Origin of the sequence: Methylobrevis albus (assembly GCF_015904235.1) — a bacterium.
GTDB lineage: Bacteria > Pseudomonadota > Alphaproteobacteria > Rhizobiales > Pleomorphomonadaceae > Methylobrevis_A > Methylobrevis_A albus.
Window position 1 is genome coordinate 73,853 of the sequence record NZ_JADZLT010000055.1, and the last position, 21,776, is coordinate 95,628.

The following is a 21,776-nucleotide window of genomic DNA, read 5'->3' on the forward strand; positions in this document are numbered from 1 at the left end:
GGATTTGGCACTCCCAACCGGAATCGAACCGGTGTTTTCGCCGTGAGAGGGCGACGTCCTGGACCGCTAGACGATGGGAGCGCAAGCGGCGTTGCCGAAGTGGGGCGGATATAGCCGGCCGGGGCGGTGGGCGCAAGGGGCAAAACGCGGCGGCGGCGCCGGGCATTTCTCAGACGATGCGGCAGAGCCGGCAAACCGGCGCGGACGGCCGGCGGAGGGCGGCCTAAAATGTTGCGGGGCGGGCGGTGGGGCGTCCGAACGCCGAGCCGCCTGCACCAAATCGCGACGGGGGCTGCGGGACGGCGCCCGTTCGGCTCAGATCCAGCCGCCGAGCTCGCGGCGCACCACGGTCTCGATCACGTCCATGCCGAGGTCGCCGTCGTTGAGGCAGGGGATGTGGGCGAACTGCTCGCCGCCGGCGTGCAGGAAGCTCTCCTTGCCCTCCTCGGCGATCTCTTCCAGCGTTTCGAGGCAGTCGGAGGAGAAGCCCGGGTTGATCACCGCGACGCGCTTGATGCCCTCGCCGGGCAGCGCTTCCAGCGTCTTGTCGGTATAGGGCTGCAGCCATTCCTCCGGCCCGAATCGCGACTGGAAGGTGACCTTCAGGCGCTTGGCGTCCCAGCCGAGGCTCTCGCGCACGAGGCGCGTCGTCTTGTGGCAATGGCAGTGGTAGGGGTCGCCCTTGCGGAAATAGGACTGCGGTACGCCGTGGTACGAGGTCAGCACGACCTCCGGCTCGAAATCGAGCGTCTCGAGGTGGCGCTCGATCGAGGCGGCGATGGCGTCCACGTAGACCGGATCGTCGTGATAGGGCGGCACGGTGCGCACCGCCGGCTGCCAGCGCTGCTTCATCAGGTGCTCGAACACCTTGTCGTTGACGGTGGCGGTGGTGGCGGCGGCATACTGCGGATAGAGCGGGAAGATCAGCAGCCGGTCGCAGCCGGCGGCCTTCAGGCCGTCGAGTTTCTCGGCGATCGAGGGATTGCCGTAGCGCATCGCCCAGTCGACGGTGACGTTGCCGAGCTCGCCGAGCCGGGCGGCGAGCTTGTCGCCCTGCGCGCGGGTGAAGGTGCGCAGCGGCGATTCGTCGAGCTCGCGGTTCCAGATCGAGGCGTAGGCCGCGCCGCTCTTCTTCGGCCGGGTGGTGAGCACGATCAGGTTGAGGATCGGCCACCAGATCGCCCGCGGCGTTTCGATGACGCGGCGGTCGGAGAGGAATTCCTTGAGGTAACGCCGCATCGGCCAGTAGTCGGTGCCGTCCGGCGTGCCGAGGTTGACCAGCAGCACGCCGACGCGGCCGCTCTTCACCGGCGGATGGTCCGCCGGCAGATGCATCGGCTGCGGCACCTTCAGCCCCCGTGCTGCATTGCCATCCATCGCAAGATCCCCTCGTCACTCGAACCCGACCGCGCCTCACATAAGGCATGATACGGCGAAAACCAGCGAGAATTCCGCGCCGGGTCGCCGAGACATCTTTGTCTTTTGCCGGTCGCGGCCGTCCCCTAGACTGCGGTTGTTGCATCGCACCGGCCGCGGCCGGGACAGGACGAGGGTGACGCCGATGACGCTGACACTGTTGAAGACCCGCCGCGCCGCCGCGCTGGTCGCCGCCGCCGGACTGGTGCTCGCCGCCGCGCTGCTGCCCGCCGCGGCGCGGGCCGAGCCCGTGACGCTGCGCTTCGTGCAGACGAACGACATCGACCGCATGGAGGAGGACGACGGCCGCGGCGGCTTCGCCCGGCTCGCCGGGGTGCTCGCCGCCGAGCGCGCGAAGGACGGCACCACCTTCTTCGTCCATTCCGGCGACAGCATCTCGCCGTCGCTGCTGTCGGGCATCGACCGCGGCGTGCATATCATCGACATCCTGAACCGGATGGACGTCACCGTGATGGTGCCGGGCAACCACGAGTTCGACTTCGGCCCCGAGGTGTTCCGCGAACGGATGGCCGAGAAGACGTTCGACGTCGTCGCCTCCAACATCCGCGAGGCGGACGGCTCCGCCCCGGCGCACACGATCGACGACAAGATCATCGAGGTCGGCGGGCTGAAGATCGCCTTCTACGGCCTCACCACCGAGGAGACGCCGGTAGTCGCGACCGCCCGCGACGTGACGTTCGCGTCCAGCATCGAGACGGCCCGGGCGAAATCGGCGGCGCTGAAGGAAGCCGGGGCCGACTTCGTCGTCGCCGTGGTGCACACGCCGCTCGTCGTCGACATGATGCTGGTGCGCGAGCGGCTGGCCGACCTCGTGCTGTCCGGCCACGACGAGCACCTCATCACCTACTACGACGGCCGCACCGCGCTGACCGAATCCTATTCCCAGGCCGACTTCGTCGTCGTCACCGAGATCGCGATCGAGAAGTCGGAGCGCGACGGGCGGACGCGGGTCGCGTGGAGCCCGCGCTTCGAGGTGATCGACACGGCGACCGTCGAGCCGGACGCGGCGATCGCGGCGGTGGTGAAGGGCTATGAGGACAAGCTCGACGCCGAGCTGCAGGTCGAGATCGGCACCACCGAGACGGCGCTCGACAGCCGCCGCGCCACGGTGCGCACGCAGGAGGCGGCGATCGGCAACCTGATCGCCGACGCGACCCGCCAGGCCGTCGGCGCCGACATCGGCATCACCAACGGCGGCGGCATCCGCGCCGACAAGGAGTATGCGGCGGGCACGAAGCTGACCCGCGGCGACATCCTCGCGGAGCTCCCCTTCGGCAACAAGACGGTGAAGCTCGAAGTCACCGGGGCTGCGGTGAAGGCGGCGCTGGAGAACGGCTTCAGCCAGGTGCGCGAGGTCGCCGGCCGCTTCCCGCAAGTGTCGGGCCTCAAGGTGACGGCGAAGCTCGGCAATCCGGTCGGCGAGCGGGTGACGGCGGTCGAGATCGGCGGCGCGCCGCTCGATCCGGCCAAGGTCTACACGGTGGCGACCAACGACTACATGGCGTTGGGCGGCGACGGCTACCGCGCCTTCGTCGGCGCGACCAACCTCGTCGACGCGGTCGACGCGACGCTGATGGCTTCGCAGGTGATCGACTACATCGCCGCGGCGGGCAATGTGGCGCCGGCCGTCGAGGGACGGATCGTGCTGGAGTGAGGGCACGGCGTCGTCCGCCGCGCGTCGTTCAGTCGACGTAGTAGCGGCGGGCGACGCGGAACCAGAAGTCGACGATGGTGTTGGCGATCTGGCTCATGCCGTCGAGGCTGTCGACCTTGTTGATCACCGCGTTGGCGCCGAAGTCGTAGGCGCGGCGGATGAGTTCGGCATCGGTGGTGGTGGTCAGCACCACCACGGGCAGCACCTTGAAGCGCGGATGCCGGCGCAGGGTGGCGAGGAACAGCGTGCCGTCCATCACCGGCATGTTCATGTCGAGGATGACGAGGTCGGGCGCGCGGGGATCGTGCAGGCCGCCGACCTCCTCGAGATAGTCGAGCGCCAGCTGGCCGTTTTCGACCGACACGATCTCGAGTTGCAACGGCGCCTGGCCGAGCAGGCGCGTGATCAGCCGGACTTCGTCGGGATCGTCTTCGACGAGCAGGATCCGGGCATCCGGTTCGCCCTGCTCCAGAAGCAGGTGATCCGCCCTCTGTGCGGGGTACATTCGGCCCTCCCTCCGCTTTTTTCCGGCCCGGTGCTCGTGCGCGGGCCCCAACCAGGCCGTTGCTGTCCGGTGCCGGTTGACCCGGGTTCGCCTGCCCGGTGTTGTCGCTTCTGCGCGAACCGGAGGCTGACGCTGCGTCACGCCCGCGCCGAAACGGGAAAGTGTCGCCGATCTGTCCGCTACCAGTCCTGCGTGCCATCAAACCACCCTAACCGGGCCGGGGACAACTTAATTCTGCCGTGCTAGATCGTCTCGCCGCCGGTCGGCGCCGCCCCGCCATCGACGGTTCCGGCACCCGGCGCGCGGCGCTGCATCGGCCCGGGCCGATTGGCCGATCGGCCTAGGCCGCGGTGTTTGACATCTGCTGCATTAGCGAAGACAAATCGAAAAAATCGCGAAGACCGACCCAGGGGGAATCGCTTGATGGCCGCGCTGCTCCACTTCTGTCGAGCGATCGATGGGCTCAATACGTTCGTCGGCAAGGCGGTGTCGTGGCTGGTGCTGGTGGCCGTGCTGGTCAGCGCCGGAAACGCCACGATGCGCAAGGTGTTCTCGATCAGCTCGAACGCCTGGCTGGAACTGCAGTGGTACCTGTTCTCGGCGGTGTTCCTGCTCGCCGCGGCCTATACGCTGCTCCGGGGCGAGCACGTGAAGATCGACCTGATCTACGGCCGCCTGCAGCGCCGGACCCAGGTCTGGATCGAGATCCTCGGCACGCTGTTCTTCCTGTTTCCCTTCGTCGGCATCACGGTCTACCTCACCGTGCCGACCGCCGTGAACCGCTACATCAGCAACGAAGTCTCGAGCAACGCCGGCGGCCTCATCATGTGGCCGGTCTGGGCGCTGATCCCGATCGGCTTCATCCTGCTCGGCCTGCAGGGCGTCTCCGAACTCGTGAAGCGGATCGCCTTCCTGCGGGGAGAGGGTCCGGATCCGGCCGCCGAATACGGCGCGACCAGCCACTGACCCGGCCCCCGTGCTGCCGACGGCGTCCCCGCCCTGACGAGGACGCCGATCCGACCCCGCTTTCCAGACCAGCGACCCCCGCAAAGGACATCCGACAATGACCGCCTTCATTGCCGAGAACCTCGCGCCGATCATGTTCTTCACGCTGGTGCTGGTGATGCTGCTGGGCTACCCAGTCGCCTTCGCCCTTGCCGCCAACGGCTTCGTGTTCGGCCTGATCGGCATCGAGCTCGGCCTGCTGTCGCCCAATCTCTTCGGCGCGATCCCGGACCGCATCTTCGGCACGATGTCGAACGACACGCTGCTGGCGATCCCGTTCTTCACCTTCATGGGCCTGATCCTCGAGCGATCCGGCATGGCGGAAGACCTGCTCGACACGATCGGCCAGCTGTTCGGTCCGATCCGCGGCGGCCTCGCCTATGCGGTGATCTTCGTCGGCGCGCTGCTCGCCGCCACCACCGGCGTGGTCGCGGCCTCGGTGATCTCGATGGGCCTGATCTCGCTGCCCATCATGCTGCGCTACGGCTACGACCGGCGCATTGCGTCGGGCACCATCGCCGCCTCGGGCACGCTGGCACAGATCATCCCGCCGAGCCTCGTGCTGATCGTGCTCGCCGACCAGCTCGGCCGCTCGGTCGGCGACATGTACAAGGGCGCGATGCTGCCGGGCCTGCTGCTGACCGGCATGTACGCCCTCTTCATCATGGGCGTGTCGCTGTTCAAGCCGCAGCTGGTGCCGGCGCTGCCGCCGGAAGCGCGCACGCTGCGCGGCATGGCGCTGGTGATGAAGGTGATCACCTCGCTGGTGCCGCCGCTGGTGCTGATCTTCCTCGTGCTCGGCACGATCTTCATCGGCCTCGCCACCCCGACCGAAGGCGGCGCCATGGGCGCGGTCGGTGCGCTGGTGCTCGCCGCGATCAACCGGCGCCTGAAGTTCGAGATGATCGTGCAGGCGCTCGATTCGACGACGCGGCTGTCGGCCTTCGTGATCTTCATCCTGCTCGGCGCCCGCGTCTTCTCGCTGACCTTCTACGGCGTCGACGGCCACGTCTGGGTCGAGCACCTCCTGTCGCACATTCCCGGCGGCGAGCTCGGCTTCCTGATCGTCGTCAACATCATCGTCTTCCTGTTGGCGTTCTTCCTCGACTTCTTCGAGCTCGCCTTCATCATCGTGCCGCTGCTCGCCCCCGTGGCGGACAGCCTCGGCATCGACCTCGTCTGGTTCGGCGTGCTGCTCGCGCTCAACATGCAGACGTCGTTCATGCACCCGCCGTTCGGCTTCGCGCTGTTCTACCTGCGCTCGGTGGCGCCGACGCGGCCCTATGTCGACAAAGTCACCGGCCAGACGATCGCGCCGATCACCTCGACGCAGATCTATCTCGGCTCGATCCCCTACGTGATCATCCAGCTGCTGATGGTGGCGATCGTGATCGCCTTCCCGATGCTCGTGATGCACTACAAGGCCGGTGTGATCGAAGTCGATCCGTCGACCATCGACGTCAACGTGCCGATGCCGGGGGCGGGTGGCGGCGACAATCCGTTCGCCAACCCGTTCGATTCGGGCAGCGGCGCCAATCCGTTCGGCGCGCCGGCGCCCGACTTCGGCGGAGCGCCCGCCGCACCGGCGACGCCGGCGCCGGCCGATCCGGCCGCCGGCGGCCTGCCGCCGCCCGACTTCGGCGCGCCGGCCGCCCCGCCGGCCACCCCGCCCGCGACGGCGCCGGGCGGCCTGCCGCCGCCGGACTTCGGCGCGCCGCCGCCTGCGAGCCCCTGATCGCGGGAGACCGCCCGCCAGACGAAAAAACACCACGCGGTCGCCCGCGTGGTGTTTTCGTTTGCAGCCCTGTCGGGAGCCTGCCGGGCGGCCGAACGGGGGCCTATTCCGCGGCGGTCGATTCCAGCTCGCTGCCGCCGCGCACCGGGGCCCCGGCGGCGATCAGCTGATCGATCGAGGCGAGCAGCTCGTCGACCGTCGGCGCCGCGAAGGGCGTCGGCTGGACCGCGGCCATCTGCAGCGTGCCGTCGCGGCGGACCAGAAAGATGCCGAATTCGGCGAAGACGTCGGGCTCGTCCGGGCCGCGGCCCTCGGAGAGGAACAGTCCCCATTCACGGGCGCGCTCGGGGCTGATGCCATAGGCGATCGGCAGGCGCTGGATATCCCAGCACTCGGCCGTCTGCTCCGCCCGGTCGCGGCCGTCCATCGAGGCGGCGACAACGACGACGCCGCGCCTCTGGAATTCGCCGAGCCGCGCGTCGATCTCTTTCAGCAGCGTGCAGCAGCCCTGGCAGTGCATGCCGCGGTAGACCAGCAGCATGGTGAAATGCTTGGGCTTCTGGTCGCAGAGCCGCCAGCACGGTCCGCCGACGGTGCCGACCAGCAGTGGCGGCACGGGCCGCCCCGGCATCGGTCGTTTCACATCGGGCATGACACGGAACTCCTCGTGGCAACGTGGTTTCATCTCACCCGAGAACTGGCGTTCTGTCGATCACGTTGAAAGATGGGGCCCTTCACGATTCACGGAGCTTCCGGGCAACCCCGTTACGGCTTGGTGAACACGGGGGGCGCTGGTGGGCAAAATCGGTAACCCTGCCACCAATTGCAGCCGTGCAAGGCCCATGCCCGGCCCGTCATGGCAGCCATTCACTTCTTGTCCCGGGCCGGCGAGCGCCACACGCCATGGCCCGCCCGCTGCCGCGTCCGGGCCGCCGGGGGCCGGAATCACCGGCTGAAATCCCCCGTCTTGCGAGGGGCACGCTTTGCACCCAACCTGAACGATGGGCGGGCGCCTCGATCCTGCGAGGCCGGGCATGACGCGGTGTCGGTTCGGCGCGCGCAACCACGTCCTTGGAGAGGCACGACCAAAAACGAAGGAGGACGCCATGTTCGACGCCACCGTGACCGACGAGCACCGCTGGCTCGCACAACTCGCCGGCGACTGGATCATCGACGACCCGGACGGCACCATGGAGCATCCGTCGCCGCCGTGGCGGGAGCATGTCGACATGGTCGGCGAGTTCTGGATCGCCGGGGTCTCGACCGGCGAGATGCCGGGCGGGGGCGCGGCGGAGACGCGGATTACGCTCGGCTTCGACCCGGCGCGCGGCCGCTTCGTCGGCAGCTTCATCGGATCGATGATGACCTATCTCTGGATCTATGACGGCGAGCTCGACGCGGGCGGCACGACGCTGACCCTCAACGCGGACGGGCCGGACCTCACCGACCCCTCCCGCATGCGGCACTACCGTGATGTCATCACCATCGTGTCGGCCGACGAGCGCCGCTTCGAAGGATTCTTCGAGGCCGACGACGGCAGCTGGCAGCGGATGATGTCGCTGCGCTACCGGCGCGCCTGACCCTGCGAATGCCTGACACGAAAACGCCGGCCCCCGCAGGGGCCGGCGTCCGGTCGTCGCAATCGAAACCGTCCGGTGCCGTCAGGCCGAGGCGCCGGCGCCAGCGGGAAGGGCCGGGCGCGCGGCAAGGCTCGCGGCGGCCTTCTGCATCGTCTCCTGCACCTTCTCGAAGGCGCGCACCTCGATCTGGCGCACGCGCTCGCGGCTGACGCCGAATTCGGTCGAGAGATCCTCGAGCGTCATCGGGTCTTCGGCGAGGCGGCGCGCCTCGAAGATGCGGCGTTCGCGCTCGTTGAGCACGCCCATCGCGTCGCGCAGCATCGACCGGCGCATGTCGAGCTCTTCCTGCTCGGCCATCACGGTCTCCTGGCTGTCGGAATTGTCGACCAGCCAGTCCTGCCACTCGCCGCCGTCGGCCTCCTGGCGGATCGGGGCATTGAGCGAGCTGTCGCCGGACAGGCGACGGTTCATCGAGATCACATCTTCGGCGGTGACGCCGAGCTTCTGGGCGATGGTCGCAACCTGGTCGGGACGCAGGTCGCCGTCTTCCAGCGCCTGGATCTGGCCCTTCACCTTGCGCAGGTTGAAGAACAGCCGCTTCTGGTTGGCGGTGGTGCCCATCTTCACGAGCGACCACGAGCGCAGGATATACTCCTGGATCGAGGCCTTGATCCACCACATCGCATAGGTCGCGAGGCGGAAGCCCTTCTCGGGTTCGAAGCGCTTGACGGCCTGCATCAGGCCGACGTTGCCCTCCGAGATCACCTCGCCGATCGGCAGGCCGTAGCCGCGATAGCCCATGGCGATCTTCGCGACGAGGCGCAGGTGCGACGTGACCAGCTGGTGCGCGGCCTCGCGGTCCTCGTGCTCGCGGAAGCGCTTCGCGAGCATGTATTCCTGCTGCGGCTCGAGCATCGGGAACCGCCGGATCTCGTCGAGATAGCGGGAAAGGCCACCTTCACCGGCGGCGATAGCGGGAAGCGAGGCGCGGCTCATGTTTGCCCCTTTCATACGTCTGTTCGCGTCACCCCTCGCTGAAGCGAGCGACGCGGCCCTCCTTCGAGGCGCTGGCGCCGGTTCGGGCGGAACCGGCAACCGATTTATATGAGAATCATCCTCATATTTTTCCAGAGCCTTTGAGCGCGGTTTTTCAAACCTGCTGCAATTGCTCCATCAGCTCCTTCATATCTTGCGGGATAGAACGCTCGAAGCGCAAGAATTCGCCGGTCACAGGATGGTCGAAAGCAATCAAGAACGCGTGTAGCGCCTGGCGCGGGAACTCGCGCACCGCGGTCGCGGCCGGTTCCGGCAGGCGGTTCGCCTTGGTGAGGAAGCCGCGGGCGTAGTCCTGGTCGCCGAGCAGCGGGTGGCCGAGTTCGGCGAGATGGACGCGGATCTGGTGGGTGCGGCCGGTCTCGAGGCGGCATTCGACGAGGCTCGCCGCGGCGGCGCGGCCGGCGCCGGTGGGAAACCGTTCCAGCACCTCGTAGTGGGTGATCGCCTCCTTGCCGCCCTTGCGCACCACCGCCATGCGGGTGCGGTCGCTGGACGAGCGGCCGAGCGGCAGGTTGATCGTGCCGCGCCACGGCTCCGGCGTGCCCCAGACCACCGCCTGATAGGCGCGCTCCAGCGCGCCGGTGCGGCCGTGGTCGGCGAACTGCTCGGCAAGGCCGGCGTGGGCGGCGTCGGACTTCGCCACCACCATCAGCCCGGTGGTATCCTTGTCGAGCCGGTGCACGATGCCCGGCCGGCGGACGCCGCCGATGCCCGACAGGCTGTCGCCGCAATGGTAGAGCAGCGCGTTGACGAGGGTGCCGCTCCAGTGGCCGGCGGCGGGGTGCACGACGAGGCCGGCCGGCTTGTCGATGACGATCAGATGCTCGTCCTCGAAGACGACGTCGAGCGGGATCGCCTCGGGCTGCGGCTCGGCCGCGACGGGCGCGGGCAGGGAGACCTCGACCACGTCGCCGCTCTTCGTCTTGCGTGACGGGTCGGGCAGCGGGCCGCCGTTCGGGCCGGTGAGGCGGACGTGGCCGGCCTCGATCAGGGCTTTCAGGCGGCTGCGGCTGATGTCGGGCAGCGCCTCGGCGAGTGCCCCGTCGAGGCGGCGGCCGGCGAGGCCGGCGTCGATCGCGACCAGCGCGAAGCGCTCGGTATCGAGGTCGGCGCCGTCGTCCCCGGCGATCGCGTCGTCGACTTCCGGCGGGGCATCGGCTACACCGCCCGCGATGGCGGCAGCGGCCGGGTCCGTGTCGGGCGCGGGCGCGGCCTGCGCTGCGGTTTCCTTATCCTTGCGGGAGCGGGGCGGCATGACGGGATCTTCCATGAACGATGGCGGCGGGGAACGCCCGACCGGGCTCGACGAAGCCGAACTCGCCGCGATGCAGGCCAAGGTGCGCCGCTTCGTGATCGTGTCGCTCGGAACGCTCGGCGTCGGCCTGCTGGCGGTCTTATCGGCGCTCGTCTGGCGCTCCGTCAACTCCGATGCCGATCCGGCCTCCGGCCCGGCGTTCGCCGCGGTGGCCGACCTGCCGGCCGGCGTCACCATCGTCGACCAGGATATCGACGGCGACCGCCTGCTCGTCACGGTCGAGGGCCCGGAGGGGCGAACGCTGCATCTCTTCCAGCTCACCACCGGCCGCCCGCTCGGCACGGTGCGCCTGATCGCGCGCTGAGGGCACAATGTGAGCCTCGCGCGGATCGGTCACGGCCGCTATCGTCGCATCGGCCGTCCCTACGTCGAAGGTGCCGCATGACACTGCCTGCTGCCGATTCGCCTTCGACTGTTGCCGCCGCGACGCCTCCGGCGCCGGGCGAAATCGTCGATCTCGCCCACTACTATGCGTTCCTGCTCGACGCCTTCGCGCGGTTTCCCGCTGAAGGACTGACGATCCGGCCGTTCCGGTTCCTGCCGTTCCTTGCCGGGTCGAAGCCGGTCGCGCCGGTGCTCGATGCGGTGGCGCGGCGGCTGAAGGCCGAGCAGCCGGCAGTGATGGCCGCGTCGGCGACGATCCTCGAGTTCGGGGTCTGGCGCGGCTTTTCGATCAACCGCCTCGCCCGGCGCTTTCCGCAGGCTCAGATCCACGGCTTCGACAGCTTCGAAGGCTTTCCGGACGACGGGCGGCTCGACTGGAAGCTCGATTTCGCGGTCGACGGCCTGCCGAAGGTGCGGCGCAACGTGCGGCTCGTGAAGGGCTTCTTCAGCGACACGCTGCCGGGCTTCGTCGCGGCGCTGCCGGCCGGGGCCATGGTCGACCTCATGCACGTCGACTGCGACATCTATTCGTCGACCGCGACGATCTTCGACGAGCTGGGGGCACGCCTCGGTCCGGGCAGCGTCATCGTGTTCGACGAGCTCGTGAACTACCTCGATTTCCCCGAGAACGAGTTCCTCGCCTTCTACCGGTTCCTGCTCCGGGCCGACCTCGACTTCGAATGGTACGTCAAGGTCGGCTCGCTCTACCCATTCGACCGCTTCTGCAGCCGCGACCGCCTGCGCGGCGACCTCGCGGCGTTTCGCAAGCACGGCCACTACCAGAACGTCGCGGTGCGGCTGGTGCCGGCGGGCGACCGGAGCCGGCGCATCGCGGCGCACCTCAAGGCCGCCAAGCGGCTCGCCCGGATGCGGCCGCTGCGCCAGCCGCTGGTCGAGGTGCGGCTGCCGCCGAAGCCGCCGGGCCTGCGCGCGGCCGCGGACGGACCACAAGTCGGACCACAAGCCGGACCGTAAGCCGGGCTATCCGGGGCCGCATCGGGGCATTCCCCCGCTTGTCGGCCGCCGCCGAGTCACAGCAAGGTAGGCGCCGGCGCGGACGGCGCCGCGGAGGGGAGAGACATGCTCGATCTGTCGGGATTCGACATCGCGGTGCTGGTGCTGGTCGGCGTCGTCGTCGTCACGCTGTTCGCCGGCATCAAGCAGGTGCCGCAGGGCTCCGCCTATACCGTCGAGCGCTTCGGGCGCTTCACCAAGGTGCTGACGCCGGGTCTCAACCTGATCATCCCCTATATCGACAGCATCGGCGCCAAGCTCAACATCATGGAGCAGGTGCTCGACGTGCCGAGCCAGGAGATCATCACCCGAGACAACGCCACCTGCACCGTCGATGGCGTCGCCTTCTACCAGGTGCTCGATCCCGCCAAGGCGGCCTACGAGATCAGCGGGCTGGAAAACGCGATCATCAACATCACCATGACCAACATCCGCACGGTGATGGGCTCGATGGACCTCGACAATCTCCTGTCCAACCGCGACGAGATCAACACGCGGCTGCTGCACGTCGTCGACGCGGCGACCGAGGCGTGGGGCGTCAAGATCACCCGCATCGAGATCAAGGACATCAACCCGCCGAAGGACCTCGTCGATTCGATGGCACGGCAGATGAAGGCCGAGCGCGACAAGCGCGCCTCGATCCTGGAAGCCGAGGGCCTGCGGCAGGCACAGATCCTGAAGGCCGAAGGCGAGAAGCAGTCGCAGATCCTGCAGGCCGAGGGCCGGCGCGAGGCGGCGATCCGCGACGCCGAGGCCCGCGAACGCCTCGCCGAGGCCGAGGCCAAGGCGACGCAGATGGTGAGCGACGCGGTCGCCCAGGGCGACGTGCAGGCGCTCAACTATTTCATCGCCGACAAGTACACCCAGGCGCTCGCCCAGTTCGCCACCTCGCCGAACCAGAAGATCCTGATGCTGCCGATGGAGGCGACCGCGCTGCTCGGCTCGCTCGGCGGCATCGCGGAACTCGCGCGCGCCGCCTTCGGCGACGACGCGGCCGGTGGGCAGCCGGCGCGCCGGCGCTCGACCGGCGTGCCGACGGCGGGCCGCAGCGACCGCGACAGCCCGATCGGCTGACGGATCTCGCCGGACCACGGGGCAGGGAGGCGTCACATGGGACTGTTCGAGAGCATCATCGCCGCGCTCGGCGGCTGGGCCTGGGCGGTGCTCGGCCTGCTGCTCGCCGCCGTCGAGCTGGTGTTTCCCGGCGCCTTCTTCATCTGGTTCGCCGTCGCGGCGATGGTCGTCGCGGTGCTGACGCTCGCCTTCGACATCGGCTGGCAGGCGCAGGCGCTGCTGTTCGTGGTGCTCGCGATCGCCGCCGTCTTCGCCGGCCGCCGGATCTACGGCCACCTCGGTCGGACGCCGAGCGCCGACGGCCTGCTCAACGACCGCACAGCGCGGCAGATCGGCCGGATCGGTCGGCTCGAGGAGGGGATTTCGTCCGGTCTCGGCCGGCTCAGGCTCGACGACACGATCTGGCGCGTGACCGGCCCGGACCTGCCGGCGGGGACGCAGGTGAAGGTGGTCGCCGTGCGCGACGGGCGGCTGGCGGTGGAAGCGGTGGGGGAAGTCGGGGGCTAACCGCGAGGCTGCAGCCCCCTCCCTGTCCCTCCCCCGCTTCGCAGGAGAGGGGACGATGGGGGATAGGGCGTTCGCACATCAGGCGCTTCGCCGAATCGAAGCGCTCATGACAGAGGCGCCCTCTCATCCTGCGTCCCCTCTCCTGCGAAGCGGGGGAGGGACAGGGAGGGGGGAGGCCGCACGGCAAAGCCCCCGCCGTCAGCTCGTCGCCAGCACCATGTTGCGCACGATGGGATAGACCTGCCCCTCCCAGCGCCGACCGGAAAACACGCCGTAGTGGCCGACGCCGGGCTGCATGTGGTGGCGCTTCAGGAACGGCTTCAGGCCGGTGCAGAGATCGTGCGCCGCGGCGGTCTGGCCAAGGGCGCAGATGTCGTCGCGCTCGCCCTCCACCGTCAGCAGCGCGGTGCGGCGGATCTTCGCCGGATCGACGGGGCGGCCGCGATAGCTGAGCTCGCCCTTCGCCAGCAGCGCCCGCTGGAACACGATGTCGATGGTCTCGAGGTAGAACTCGGCGTCGAGATCGAGCACGGCGAAATACTCGTCGTAGAAGGCGCGGATCGTCGCCGCCTCGGCCGTTTCGCCGCGGGCGAGGTGGCGATGCAGGTCGCGGTGCGCCTTCTCGTGCCGCGCCGGGTTCATCATCATGAAGGCGGTGAGCTGCAGGAAGCCGGGGTAGACGCGGCGGCCGGCGCCGCCGTAGCGCGCCGGGACGGTGGCGATCAGCTTCTCCGCGAACCACTCGAGCGGCTTGCCGTTGGCGAGACGGTTGACCTCGGTCGGGTTGACGCGGACGTCGACCGGCCCGGCCATCAGCGTCATGCTGCTGGGCGCGGCGGGATTGCGGTCCTCGGCCATCACGGCGGCAGCGGCGAGCACCTGGACGCAGGGCTGGCAGACGGCGAGCACGTGGGTGCCCGGACCGATCTCCTCGATGAAGCGGATGACGTGCTCGACGTAGTCGTCGAAGCCGAAGCGACCGGCGCCGAGCGGTACGTCGCGGGCGTTGTGCCAGTCGGTGATGTAGACGTCGTGGTCGGCGAGCAGTGTCTTCACCGTGCCGCGCAGCAGCGTCGCGAAATGGCCGGACAGCGGGGCCACCACCAGCATCTTCGGCTGCGGCGTCTCCACGTCCTTGGCGAAGTGCAGCAGCGTGCCGAACGGGGTCGAGAACACCGCCTGCTCGGTCACCGCCGCATCGACGTTGCCGACGCGCACGCTGTCGATGGCGTAGGCGGGCCGCTCGTGGGTGTAGGCGGTGTCGGCGATCATCGACCAGAAGGCCGCGGCCTGCCGCGGTGCGAAAGGCCCGAGCGTTCCATCGGGCACCGCGAACATCGCATGGGCGAGCCGCGCGAAACGCCGCACGGGCTCGGCGGCGTCCGTCATCATCTGGTAGGCGTGGTAGAGCATAAACCCCCGCTAGGCTCCGCCGATCGCGTCCAATCGACTGAAAGCTAGTGCATTTCCTGTTGCGCTGCGAGATAATTGTCGGCGAGGCGCAAGGGGTCGCAGCGGCCATCAGCCTGAGGGGGCGAAACCATATGGCGAATGCCGTTCTGACGATCTCCTCCAGGAATTATTCGTCCTGGTCGCTGCGCGGCTGGCTGCTATGCCGCATGGCGGGGCTCGAGTTCGAGGAGAAGGCGACCGAGGCCGACGACGCCTCCGTACGCGCCGAACTGCTGCTGCTGTCGCCCTCGTTCCTCGTCCCCTGCCTCGAGCACGAGGGGGCGCGGGTCTGGGACACGCTGGCGATCGCCGAGTACCTCGCCGAGATCGCCCCCGGCGCCGGCCTGCTGCCGCAGGACCGGATCGTGCGGGCGCACTGCCGCGCCATCTGCGGCGAGATGCATTCGGGCTTCGCCAATCTCCGCTCGGCACTGCCGATGAACCTCAAGGCGCATTTCCCCGGCTACCGCACCTTCGCGGGCGCCGCCGGCGACATCGCGCGGGTGACGGAGATCTGGCGCGACTGCCTCGCCCGCTACGGCGGCCCCTGGCTGTTCGGCAAGCCGACGATGGCGGACGCGATGTACGCCCCGGTCGCGACGCGCTTCACCACCTACGACGTCAAGCTCGACCCGGTGAGCGAAGCCTACCGCGCCACCCTCATGGCATGGCCGCTGCTCGGCGAGTGGATCGCGGCGGCGAAGGACGAGCCGGACGACATCGAGGAGCTCGACGCGGAATTCTGACCATCCGGCGGCACGGGGCGCTGGACGTCGGTCCGCCGCGCCCATCTATAGCGAAATCCCGGCGAACCCCCTGAAAGAGGCCATCCGATCGTGTCCTTCGTCATCGACCCGGCCACCGACGTCTTCGTCGTGATCGACGTCCAGGTGGACTTCTGCCCGGACGGCGCCCTCGCCGTCGCCGACGGCGGTGCGGTGGTTGCGCCGATCAACCGGCTGGCCCGGCGCTTCGCCCATGTGGTGGCGACCCAGGACTGGCATCCGGCCGGGCACGGTTCCTTCGCCTCCAGCCACCCCGGGGCGGCGCCGTTCTCCTCGGTCGAGCTCTCCTATGGCGCGCAGACGCTGTGGCCGGACCATTGCGTCGCCGGATCACCGGGGGCGGCGTTCCACCCCGGGCTCGACCTCGAGCCGGTGCAGCTCATCGTGCGCAAGGGGTTCCGCCAGGCGATCGATTCCTATTCGGCCTTCTTCGAGAACGACCGGACGACGCCGACCGGGCTCGGCGGCTATCTGCGCGAGCGCGGCTTCCGCCGCGCGGTGTTCGCGGGCCTCGCCACCGACTACTGCGTCGCCTATTCGGCGCTCGACGCGGCGGCGCTCGGCTTCGAGGCGCACGTCGTGCTCGGCGCCTGCCGCGCGATCGATCTCGGCGGCTCGCTGGCGTCGGCCCTGGCGCAGATGCAGGCGGTCGGCGTCGGCCTGCACCACGGCGACGATCTCGCATGACCGGCCCGATCCGCCCGTTTGCGGGCATGCCGAATCTTTCAGCGATGCAGCGGAACGAAGACGTGCGATTGCACGTTCCACGTCCGCTATCACTGTGCCAGCGTCGGCGAGCCGGGGAATCGTCCTTGAATTGCCGTCATCTTTCCGCCGCATCGCTTCCCTCTGCTGAACCGGGCAGGCAGCCGGGTTCGAGAGGTCCTGACGGCCGCGATCGCACGCGTCGGTACCAGCCTTCCAGGGGCGGGGCCGGCAAGGCGGGTGCGGATCTGCGGGGCCACGGAGGCCGGACCTGTCTTGCGGTGGCGGATGCGAAGGGTCTAGCGGCTCTCGCCGCCGCCCTGCCTCACTCCCCTTCCCTTTGCCGAGCGGAGCTCTCGACTTGGATCCCGTGACTGTCCAGACACCCGATGAGGACACGAATCCCAGCCGCCGCGCGGTGCTCGCACGCGGCGTCGCCGCCGTCGGGGCGATCGCGGCGCTGCAGACGGGGTTCGTGCCTGTCGCATTTGCCGCTGACCAGCAGGTCAACTTCGCCGTCGATGGGCCGTTCCGGCGCTCGACCGTGTCGGAACTCGCCCGCCGCCTCGCCGCCGAGCCGTACAAGGCTCCCGCGGCCGCGCTGCCGGAGGTGCTCGACAAGCTGAATTACGACCAGTATCGCGACATCCGCTTCCGGCCGGACGCGTCGATCTGGGCCGACCGGCCGCTGCCGTTCCGCATGCAGCTGTTCCACCGTGGGCTCTATTACAAGGACCCGGTCGAGGTGGCGCTGGTCGAGAACGGCGAGGCGAAGCACTTCGCCTATGATCCCGGTCTCTTCACCATCGGACCGCTGATCCCCGAGCCGGTTCCCAACGACGACATCGGCTTTGCCGGCATCCGTCTGCACGGCCCGATCAACCGTCCCGACTATTTCGACGAAGTCGCGGTGTTCCTTGGCGCGAGCTACTTCCGCTCGCTCGGTCAGAACCAGGTCTACGGCCTGTCGGCGCGCGGTCTCGCGATCAAGACGGCCGACCCCGAGGGCGAGGAGTTTCCCGCGTTCCGCGCGTTCTGGGTCGAGACACCGGTCGAGGGCAGCGAGACGATCGTGGTGCACGCGCTGCTCGACAGCCCGTCGACCTCGGGTGCCTACCGCTTCACGATCCGTCCCGGCAACCCGACCGCGATGGACGTCGAGGCGCAGCTGTTTCCGCGCGTCGATCTCAGCAAGGTCGGCTTTGCCCCCGGCACCAGCATGTACCTGTTCTCGCCCAGCAACCGGCTGAACGTCGACGACTTCCGCCCGTCGGTGCATGATTCCGACGGCCTCCTGATGGTCACGGGCCGCGGCGATCGCCTGTGGCGGCCGCTCGCCAATCCGCAGACGCTGCAGATCAGCGCCTTCTCCGACATCTCGCCGCGCGGCTTCGGCCTGATCCAGCGCGAGCGGGCGTTCTCGGCCTACGAGGATCTCGAGGCCGCCTACGAGCGTCGGCCGAGCCTGTGGGTCGAGCCGATCGGCGACTGGGGCACCGGGGCGGTGACGCTGATCGAGATCCCGACCGATTCGGAAGTGCACGACAACATCGTCGCCTACTGGGCGCCGCGCGAGGTGATCCCGGCAGGCAGCGAGTACAGCCTCGCCTACCGCCTGTCCTGGGGCGGGGATCCGTCGGCGTCGATCGGGCCGGCGGTCATTGCCTCGACCCGGTCCGGGCGGGGGACGGTGCTCGGGCCGACGCCGGAACGCATCTTCGTCATCGACTTCACCTTCACCGAAGGCGTCGATCGCGCCGTGCTCGGCGAAGCCAAGGGCACGGTGTCGGCGTCGCGGGGGACGGTCAAGAACGTGGTGGTGCAGGACAACGCCCAGTCGGGGGGCCTGCGACTGAGCTTCCAGCTCGATCCCGCCGACGAGACGCTGATCGAGCTGCGGGCGGAACTTGCCTTCGCCGATGGCCAGAAGGCCGAGACGTGGGTTTATCGATGGACGGTGTGATCGCCCTTGCGCAGCGCCTGACTCCGGCCCAGCGGCAAGAGCCGGAATGGTCGCCGGAGCGGCTGCGCGCGCGGCCCGATCTCGCCGGCATGCCGCCGGAAGTCGCCGGCGACATGCCGCCACAGCGCCTCGACCGCTTCGACAAAAAGACCCGCCGATCGCTCGTCGATCCCCATGCCCGGTCTGGCTTCCTGCGCCGTGTCGCCGTGCTCGGCAGCGCCGCCCTGCTCAGCGGCTTTGCGATCTTCGAAATGCAGCGGGTGCTGTCGATCGGTGATATGACGCCGGTCGAATCCGTCGTGCTGGTGCTGTTCTCGCTGACCTTCGTGTGGATCGCGATCGCCTGCGCGAGCGCCTTTGCCGGGTTCGCCGCCATCATGGCGCGGCGGATCTGGCCGGTGGCGCGGCCGGCGACGCCGCTGGTGCGACGCACCGCCGTGCTGATGCCGACCTACAACGAGGCGCCCGACCGGGTGTTCGCGGCCCTCGAGGCGATGGTCCGCGCCGTCGACGAACTCGGCGCCGGCGACGCCTTCGACTGGTTCGTGATCGCCGACACCACCGACCCCGCCATCGCGCTCGAGGAAGAGACCGCGCTGATGCTCGCCCGGGCGCGGCTCGGCGGGCGCATGCGGCTCTACTACCGCCGGCGGCGCCAGAACATCGGCCGCAAGGCGGGCAACGTCGCGGACTTCTGCCGCCGTTGGGGCAAGGCCTACGACCACCTGCTGGTGCTCGACGCCGACAGCCTGATGGACGGCGAGACGATCGTCGAGCTCGCGCGCCGCATGGAGGCCGATCCCGACGCCGGCCTGATCCAGACCATCCCGATGCTGGTCAACGGCACCACGCTGATGGCGCGGCTGCAGCAGTTCGCGGGGCGCGTCTACGGACCGGTGGTGGGATCGGGGCTCGCCTGGTGGGTGCAGAAGGAAGGCAACTTCTGGGGCCATAACGCGATCATCCGCACCGAGGCGTTCATGGGCGCCGCCGGCCTGCCGGTGCTGCCCGGGCAGGCGCCGTTCGGCGGCCACATCCTCAGCCACGACTTCGTCGAGGCGGCGCTGATCCGCCGCGCCGGCTGGACGGTGATCATCGCCGACGACCTCTCGGGTTCGTTCGAGGAAAGCCCGCCGTCGCTGATCGACATGGCGGTGCGCGACCGGCGCTGGTGCCAGGGCAACCTGCAGCACACCCGCGTGCTGTTCGGGCGGGGGCTCAACTGGGTGAGCCGGTCGCATCTCCTCACCGGCATCATGTCGTATCTCACCTCGCCGCTGTGGCTGCTGCTGATCCTCTCCGGCCTGACGCTGGCGCTGCAGGCGCATTTCATCCGGCCGGAATATTTCGTCGACGAGTTCCAGCTGTTCCCGTCCTGGCCGCGCATCGACCCGGAGCGCGCCCTCGCGCTGTTCATCCTGACCCTCGCGGTGCTGTTCGTGCCGAAGGTGCTCGGGCTGATCGCGTTCGCCGCCGACGGGCGCCAGCGCCGTGCGGCCGGCGGCTTCATCGGCCTCTTCTTCAGCTTCATCACCGAGATCATCGTCTCGGCGCTGGTGGCGCCGATCATGATGCTGATGCACACCGGCGCGATCACCGAGATCCTGCTCCGGCGCGACGCCGGCTGGAACCCGCAGCGCCGCGACGACGGCGGCGTGCCGCTGCGTGACCTCGTGCACCGCCATCGCTGGCATGTGGTGTCCGGCGTCGCGTTGGCTGCGGCCGCTCTCGCCGACAGCTGGATCATGCTCGCCTGGCTCGCCCCGGCGGTGACCGGTCTCGTATTTGCGGTGCCGTTGTCGGCGCTGACCGGCTCGCCGGCGGTGGGGCGGTTCATCCGGCGGCTCGGGCTGCTGCGCACGCCCGAAGAAAAGAACACCCCGCCGATCCGTCTCGCGATGAGCGAGGCGCGGCCGGCCTATACCGAGGCGATCGCCTCGGCGCCGTCGCTGCTCGACGTGGTGCGCGATCCGGCCAGCCTCGCCGTGCACCTCGCCGTCACCGACCGGATGCTCGAGCGGCCGCGCGGCAAGATCGATCCCGTCGAGGCGATGGCGGCGGCGAAGATCGCCGATGCGCGCACCATCGACGAGGCGGTGTCCTTCCTCGACAAGCGCGAAAGTGCCATCCTGCTCGGCACGCCGCCGCTGATGGAGGTGCTAGCCGGGTTGCCGCAGAAGACGGCCGCGACGCCGGCGGAATAGGGCGACGGGATTTGCCGAGCGGTGGGGCCGGTCGGCGCTCCCGGCGGCGGGGACGGGGGGCAGCATGCGCGATCAGACGCGCCGTCGCAAAGCCGCCCGGACGCCGCGGCCGGCGCCGGCTGGCGACACGGATACCGCCGACCTCAAGCTCCGCCTCTCCGCGGCGGGAGACCGGTTCAGGGCGGGGGCCTTCGCGGAGGCCGGCGCCCTTTGCGAAGCGATCCTCCTCGACACCGGACGGCCGGTCCGCGTCGCCGCCGACATCCTGGAACGCTCGATGCTGGCGATCGCCGAGGCCGGGGCCTTCGATGCCGCGGCCGCGCCCTGGCAGCGGCTCGCCACCGTCGCCGGCTTCGAGGCGATGGCCGCCGATCATTTGATGGTGCTGCGCGACGAGATGGCGCGCTTCGACGCCACCAGCGACGCGCTCGCCGCGCAGATCCTCGCCGGTCCCTTTCGCCGGCCGGACGCGGTGAAGGCGGCCGTCCGCTACACCTGGATCCGCGACGGGGCGACGGAGGCGCTGGCCGACGCCTGTCTGCGGGCATCCGCCGAGGGCGGCCCGTCGTTCGCCCGGCGGCTGGGGCGGGTGCTCGCGCCGCTGCTCGCCGCCCGCGGCCGCCACGCCGCCCTCGCCGATCTCCTCCGCGCGGCGCCCGAACTCCGGGCCGCGACCCTCTCCAACGCCGCGGTTGCGCGCGCGATCTCCGCGGGGGACGCCCCGGAAAGTGTCGGGGCGTCGGCCGAGGAACTCGAGGCGGCCGCCGGCTACGCGGCGCTCGGCGGCGCCATGACCGCGGAACGGCTGGACCTCTGGCGCGAACTCGCCGATCCGGCGATCCGCATCGCGGTCGTCGGCAATTCACCGAACGGTCTCGGCAAGGGGGAGGGGGCGGCGATCGACGGCCACGACCACGTCGTGCGCTTCAACCGCCATGCGCTCGGCGAGCCGTTCCGCGCCGACTACGGCAGCCGCACGACGATCCTCGTCTCCGGCGGCGAGCTCGCCGACGACGTGCTCGGCGGCGCGGACCCGGCGGTTCGCGTCATCCTGAGCGGGTTGCGGTTCATGGCGATGCGGCGGCTCGGCGCGGCGAAGGCGATTGCCGCCCGCCACCGCGTCAGCTGCTTTGCCGAGCACCTCGACGGGCAGCTCGTCCGGCGCCTTGCGGCCGTGCCGAGCGCCGGCCTCTACATGCTCGCCCATCTCGCCCACGTGCGCGGCTCGCTCGCCGGCGTCGGCTGCTTCGGCTTCGGCTTCGTCGACCAGCTGCAGGAGACGGTGAGCGCGCACTATTTCGAGTCGGCGCGCCCCGGCTTCCGGCACAACTGGATCGCCGAAAAGGCAGCCTTCGACGAGCTGCGGGCCGGCCCCGCGCCGGAGTGGTGCGCCTGACCGGC

The 21,776-nt window shown here is 69.5% G+C and carries 19 protein-coding genes and 1 tRNA gene; 13 read left to right on the forward strand and 7 right to left on the reverse strand.

All coding sequences use genetic code 11. From position 1 onward, the window contains the following. Window positions 1-5: 5 nt before the first annotated feature. Window positions 6-81 (reverse strand) — tRNA-Glu (locus I5731_RS17110). A 234-nt stretch (window positions 82-315) separates the two neighbouring features. Continuing rightward, the gene (hemH, locus tag I5731_RS17115; protein WP_235981869.1) at window positions 316-1,377 is read right to left on the reverse strand and encodes a ferrochelatase; all 1,062 of its coding nucleotides are present in this window, start codon (window positions 1,375-1,377) and stop codon (window positions 316-318) included. A 184-nt stretch (window positions 1,378-1,561) separates the two neighbouring features. Here hemH and I5731_RS17120 point away from each other — a divergent pair, with 184 nt between their 5' ends. Beyond that, a complete protein-coding gene (locus I5731_RS17120) occupies window positions 1,562-3,091 on the forward strand; it encodes a bifunctional metallophosphatase/5'-nucleotidase (RefSeq protein ID WP_197312634.1) in 1,530 nt (509 codons plus the stop codon). A gap of 28 nt (window positions 3,092-3,119) precedes the next feature. On the opposite strand, the gene I5731_RS17125 is transcribed toward I5731_RS17120, so the two are convergent. After that, window positions 3,120-3,596, reverse strand: coding sequence for a response regulator (locus tag I5731_RS17125; protein WP_197312635.1), 477 nt, complete (start codon window positions 3,594-3,596; stop codon window positions 3,120-3,122). Between the two features lie 423 nt (window positions 3,597-4,019). Between I5731_RS17125 and I5731_RS17130 the strand changes: the two genes are divergently transcribed. Continuing rightward, the gene (locus tag I5731_RS17130; RefSeq protein ID WP_197312636.1) at window positions 4,020-4,562 is read left to right on the forward strand and encodes a TRAP transporter small permease subunit; all 543 of its coding nucleotides are present in this window, start codon (window positions 4,020-4,022) and stop codon (window positions 4,560-4,562) included. Window positions 4,563-4,659: 97 nt separating this feature from the next. Continuing rightward, entirely contained in the window at window positions 4,660-6,336 is a 1,677-nt protein-coding gene (locus I5731_RS17135) for a TRAP transporter large permease (protein ID WP_197312637.1), read from the forward strand. Between the two features lie 103 nt (window positions 6,337-6,439). On the opposite strand, the gene I5731_RS17140 is transcribed toward I5731_RS17135, so the two are convergent. Further along, window positions 6,440-6,988, reverse strand: a complete 549-nt coding sequence (locus tag I5731_RS17140) for a redoxin domain-containing protein (RefSeq protein ID WP_197312638.1) — start codon at window positions 6,986-6,988, stop codon at window positions 6,440-6,442. Window positions 6,989-7,442: 454 nt separating this feature from the next. On the opposite strand from I5731_RS17140, the gene I5731_RS17145 reads away from it, so the two are divergent. After that, window positions 7,443-7,916, forward strand: a complete 474-nt coding sequence (locus tag I5731_RS17145) for a DUF1579 domain-containing protein (protein WP_197312639.1) — start codon at window positions 7,443-7,445, stop codon at window positions 7,914-7,916. Window positions 7,917-7,997: 81 nt separating this feature from the next. Here the strand turns inward: I5731_RS17145 and rpoH are convergent, their stop codons facing one another. Both rpoH and I5731_RS17155 read right to left on the reverse strand, forming a co-directional pair. Then, window positions 7,998-8,912, reverse strand: a complete 915-nt coding sequence (gene rpoH / locus I5731_RS17150; protein WP_197312640.1) for an RNA polymerase sigma factor RpoH — start codon at window positions 8,910-8,912, stop codon at window positions 7,998-8,000. A 154-nt stretch (window positions 8,913-9,066) separates the two neighbouring features. Further along, window positions 9,067-10,227, reverse strand: coding sequence for an RluA family pseudouridine synthase (locus I5731_RS17155; RefSeq protein ID WP_197312641.1), 1,161 nt, complete (start codon window positions 10,225-10,227; stop codon window positions 9,067-9,069). On the opposite strand from I5731_RS17155, the gene I5731_RS17160 reads away from it, so the two are divergent. The 4 genes from I5731_RS17160 (at window position 10,226) to I5731_RS17175 (ending at window position 13,266) form a co-directional block, all read left to right on the forward strand. After that, window positions 10,226-10,591, forward strand: a complete 366-nt coding sequence (locus tag I5731_RS17160) for a hypothetical protein (RefSeq protein WP_197312642.1) — start codon at window positions 10,226-10,228, stop codon at window positions 10,589-10,591. The two genes, I5731_RS17155 and I5731_RS17160, sit on opposite strands and share 2 nt — an antisense overlap. A 77-nt stretch (window positions 10,592-10,668) precedes the next feature. Beyond that, the gene (locus tag I5731_RS17165; protein WP_197312643.1) at window positions 10,669-11,646 is read left to right on the forward strand and encodes a class I SAM-dependent methyltransferase; all 978 of its coding nucleotides are present in this window, start codon (window positions 10,669-10,671) and stop codon (window positions 11,644-11,646) included. 105 nt (window positions 11,647-11,751) lie between these two features. Continuing rightward, window positions 11,752-12,759 carry an SPFH domain-containing protein gene (locus I5731_RS17170; RefSeq protein WP_235981870.1) on the forward strand — a complete coding sequence of 336 codons (1,008 nt, stop codon included), beginning with the start codon at window positions 11,752-11,754 and terminating at the stop codon, window positions 12,757-12,759. 36 nt (window positions 12,760-12,795) lie between these two features. Next, window positions 12,796-13,266, forward strand: coding sequence for an NfeD family protein (locus I5731_RS17175; RefSeq protein ID WP_235981872.1), 471 nt, complete (start codon window positions 12,796-12,798; stop codon window positions 13,264-13,266). Window positions 13,267-13,464: 198 nt separating this feature from the next. On the opposite strand, the gene I5731_RS17180 is transcribed toward I5731_RS17175, so the two are convergent. Then, complete coding sequence (locus I5731_RS17180; RefSeq protein WP_197312644.1) at window positions 13,465-14,679, reverse strand: polyhydroxyalkanoate depolymerase; 1,215 nt, start codon at window positions 14,677-14,679, stop codon at window positions 13,465-13,467. 131 nt (window positions 14,680-14,810) lie between these two features. On the opposite strand from I5731_RS17180, the gene I5731_RS17185 reads away from it, so the two are divergent. The 5 genes from I5731_RS17185 (at window position 14,811) to I5731_RS17205 (ending at window position 21,771) form a co-directional block, all read left to right on the forward strand. Beyond that, window positions 14,811-15,464 (forward strand): glutathione S-transferase family protein, encoded by a 654-nt coding sequence (locus I5731_RS17185; protein ID WP_197312645.1) that lies wholly within the window; start codon window positions 14,811-14,813, stop codon window positions 15,462-15,464. Between the two features lie 90 nt (window positions 15,465-15,554). After that, the gene (pncA, locus tag I5731_RS17190) at window positions 15,555-16,190 is read left to right on the forward strand and encodes a bifunctional nicotinamidase/pyrazinamidase (RefSeq protein ID WP_328839082.1); all 636 of its coding nucleotides are present in this window, start codon (window positions 15,555-15,557) and stop codon (window positions 16,188-16,190) included. A 388-nt stretch (window positions 16,191-16,578) separates the two neighbouring features. Then, window positions 16,579-18,171 (forward strand): glucan biosynthesis protein, encoded by a 1,593-nt coding sequence (locus I5731_RS17195; RefSeq protein WP_197312699.1) that lies wholly within the window; start codon window positions 16,579-16,581, stop codon window positions 18,169-18,171. After that, window positions 18,147-20,375, forward strand: coding sequence for a glucans biosynthesis glucosyltransferase MdoH (gene mdoH / locus I5731_RS17200; protein ID WP_328839084.1), 2,229 nt, complete (start codon window positions 18,147-18,149; stop codon window positions 20,373-20,375). Before I5731_RS17195 ends, mdoH begins: the two co-directional genes overlap by 25 nt. A 64-nt stretch (window positions 20,376-20,439) precedes the next feature. Beyond that, a complete protein-coding gene (locus I5731_RS17205) occupies window positions 20,440-21,771 on the forward strand; it encodes a glycosyltransferase family 29 protein (RefSeq protein ID WP_197312646.1) in 1,332 nt (443 codons plus the stop codon). The last annotated feature ends 5 nt before the right edge of the window (window positions 21,772-21,776 follow it).

Coding starts and splice junctions, on each gene's coding strand:
- I5731_RS17180 (WP_197312644.1), bottom strand. CDS start 14,679: ATGCTCTACCACGCCTACCAGATGATGACGGACGCCGCCGAGCCCGTG.
- I5731_RS17145 (WP_197312639.1), top strand. CDS start 7,443: ATGTTCGACGCCACCGTGACCGACGAGCACCGCTGGCTCGCACAACTC.
- I5731_RS17125 (WP_197312635.1), bottom strand. CDS start 3,596: ATGTACCCCGCACAGAGGGCGGATCACCTGCTTCTGGAGCAGGGCGAA.
- I5731_RS17170 (WP_235981870.1), top strand. CDS start 11,752: ATGCTCGATCTGTCGGGATTCGACATCGCGGTGCTGGTGCTGGTCGGC.
- I5731_RS17130 (WP_197312636.1), top strand. CDS start 4,020: ATGGCCGCGCTGCTCCACTTCTGTCGAGCGATCGATGGGCTCAATACG.
- I5731_RS17165 (WP_197312643.1), top strand. CDS start 10,669: ATGACACTGCCTGCTGCCGATTCGCCTTCGACTGTTGCCGCCGCGACG.
- I5731_RS17175 (WP_235981872.1), top strand. CDS start 12,796: ATGGGACTGTTCGAGAGCATCATCGCCGCGCTCGGCGGCTGGGCCTGG.
- hemH (WP_235981869.1), bottom strand. CDS start 1,377: ATGGATGGCAATGCAGCACGGGGGCTGAAGGTGCCGCAGCCGATGCAT.
- I5731_RS17120 (WP_197312634.1), top strand. CDS start 1,562: ATGACGCTGACACTGTTGAAGACCCGCCGCGCCGCCGCGCTGGTCGCC.
- I5731_RS17205 (WP_197312646.1), top strand. CDS start 20,440: ATGCGCGATCAGACGCGCCGTCGCAAAGCCGCCCGGACGCCGCGGCCG.
- rpoH (WP_197312640.1), bottom strand. CDS start 8,912: ATGAGCCGCGCCTCGCTTCCCGCTATCGCCGCCGGTGAAGGTGGCCTT.
- I5731_RS17140 (WP_197312638.1), bottom strand. CDS start 6,988: ATGCCCGATGTGAAACGACCGATGCCGGGGCGGCCCGTGCCGCCACTG.
- I5731_RS17155 (WP_197312641.1), bottom strand. CDS start 10,227: ATGCCGCCCCGCTCCCGCAAGGATAAGGAAACCGCAGCGCAGGCCGCG.
- I5731_RS17185 (WP_197312645.1), top strand. CDS start 14,811: ATGGCGAATGCCGTTCTGACGATCTCCTCCAGGAATTATTCGTCCTGG.
- I5731_RS17135 (WP_197312637.1), top strand. CDS start 4,660: ATGACCGCCTTCATTGCCGAGAACCTCGCGCCGATCATGTTCTTCACG.
- I5731_RS17160 (WP_197312642.1), top strand. CDS start 10,226: ATGACGGGATCTTCCATGAACGATGGCGGCGGGGAACGCCCGACCGGG.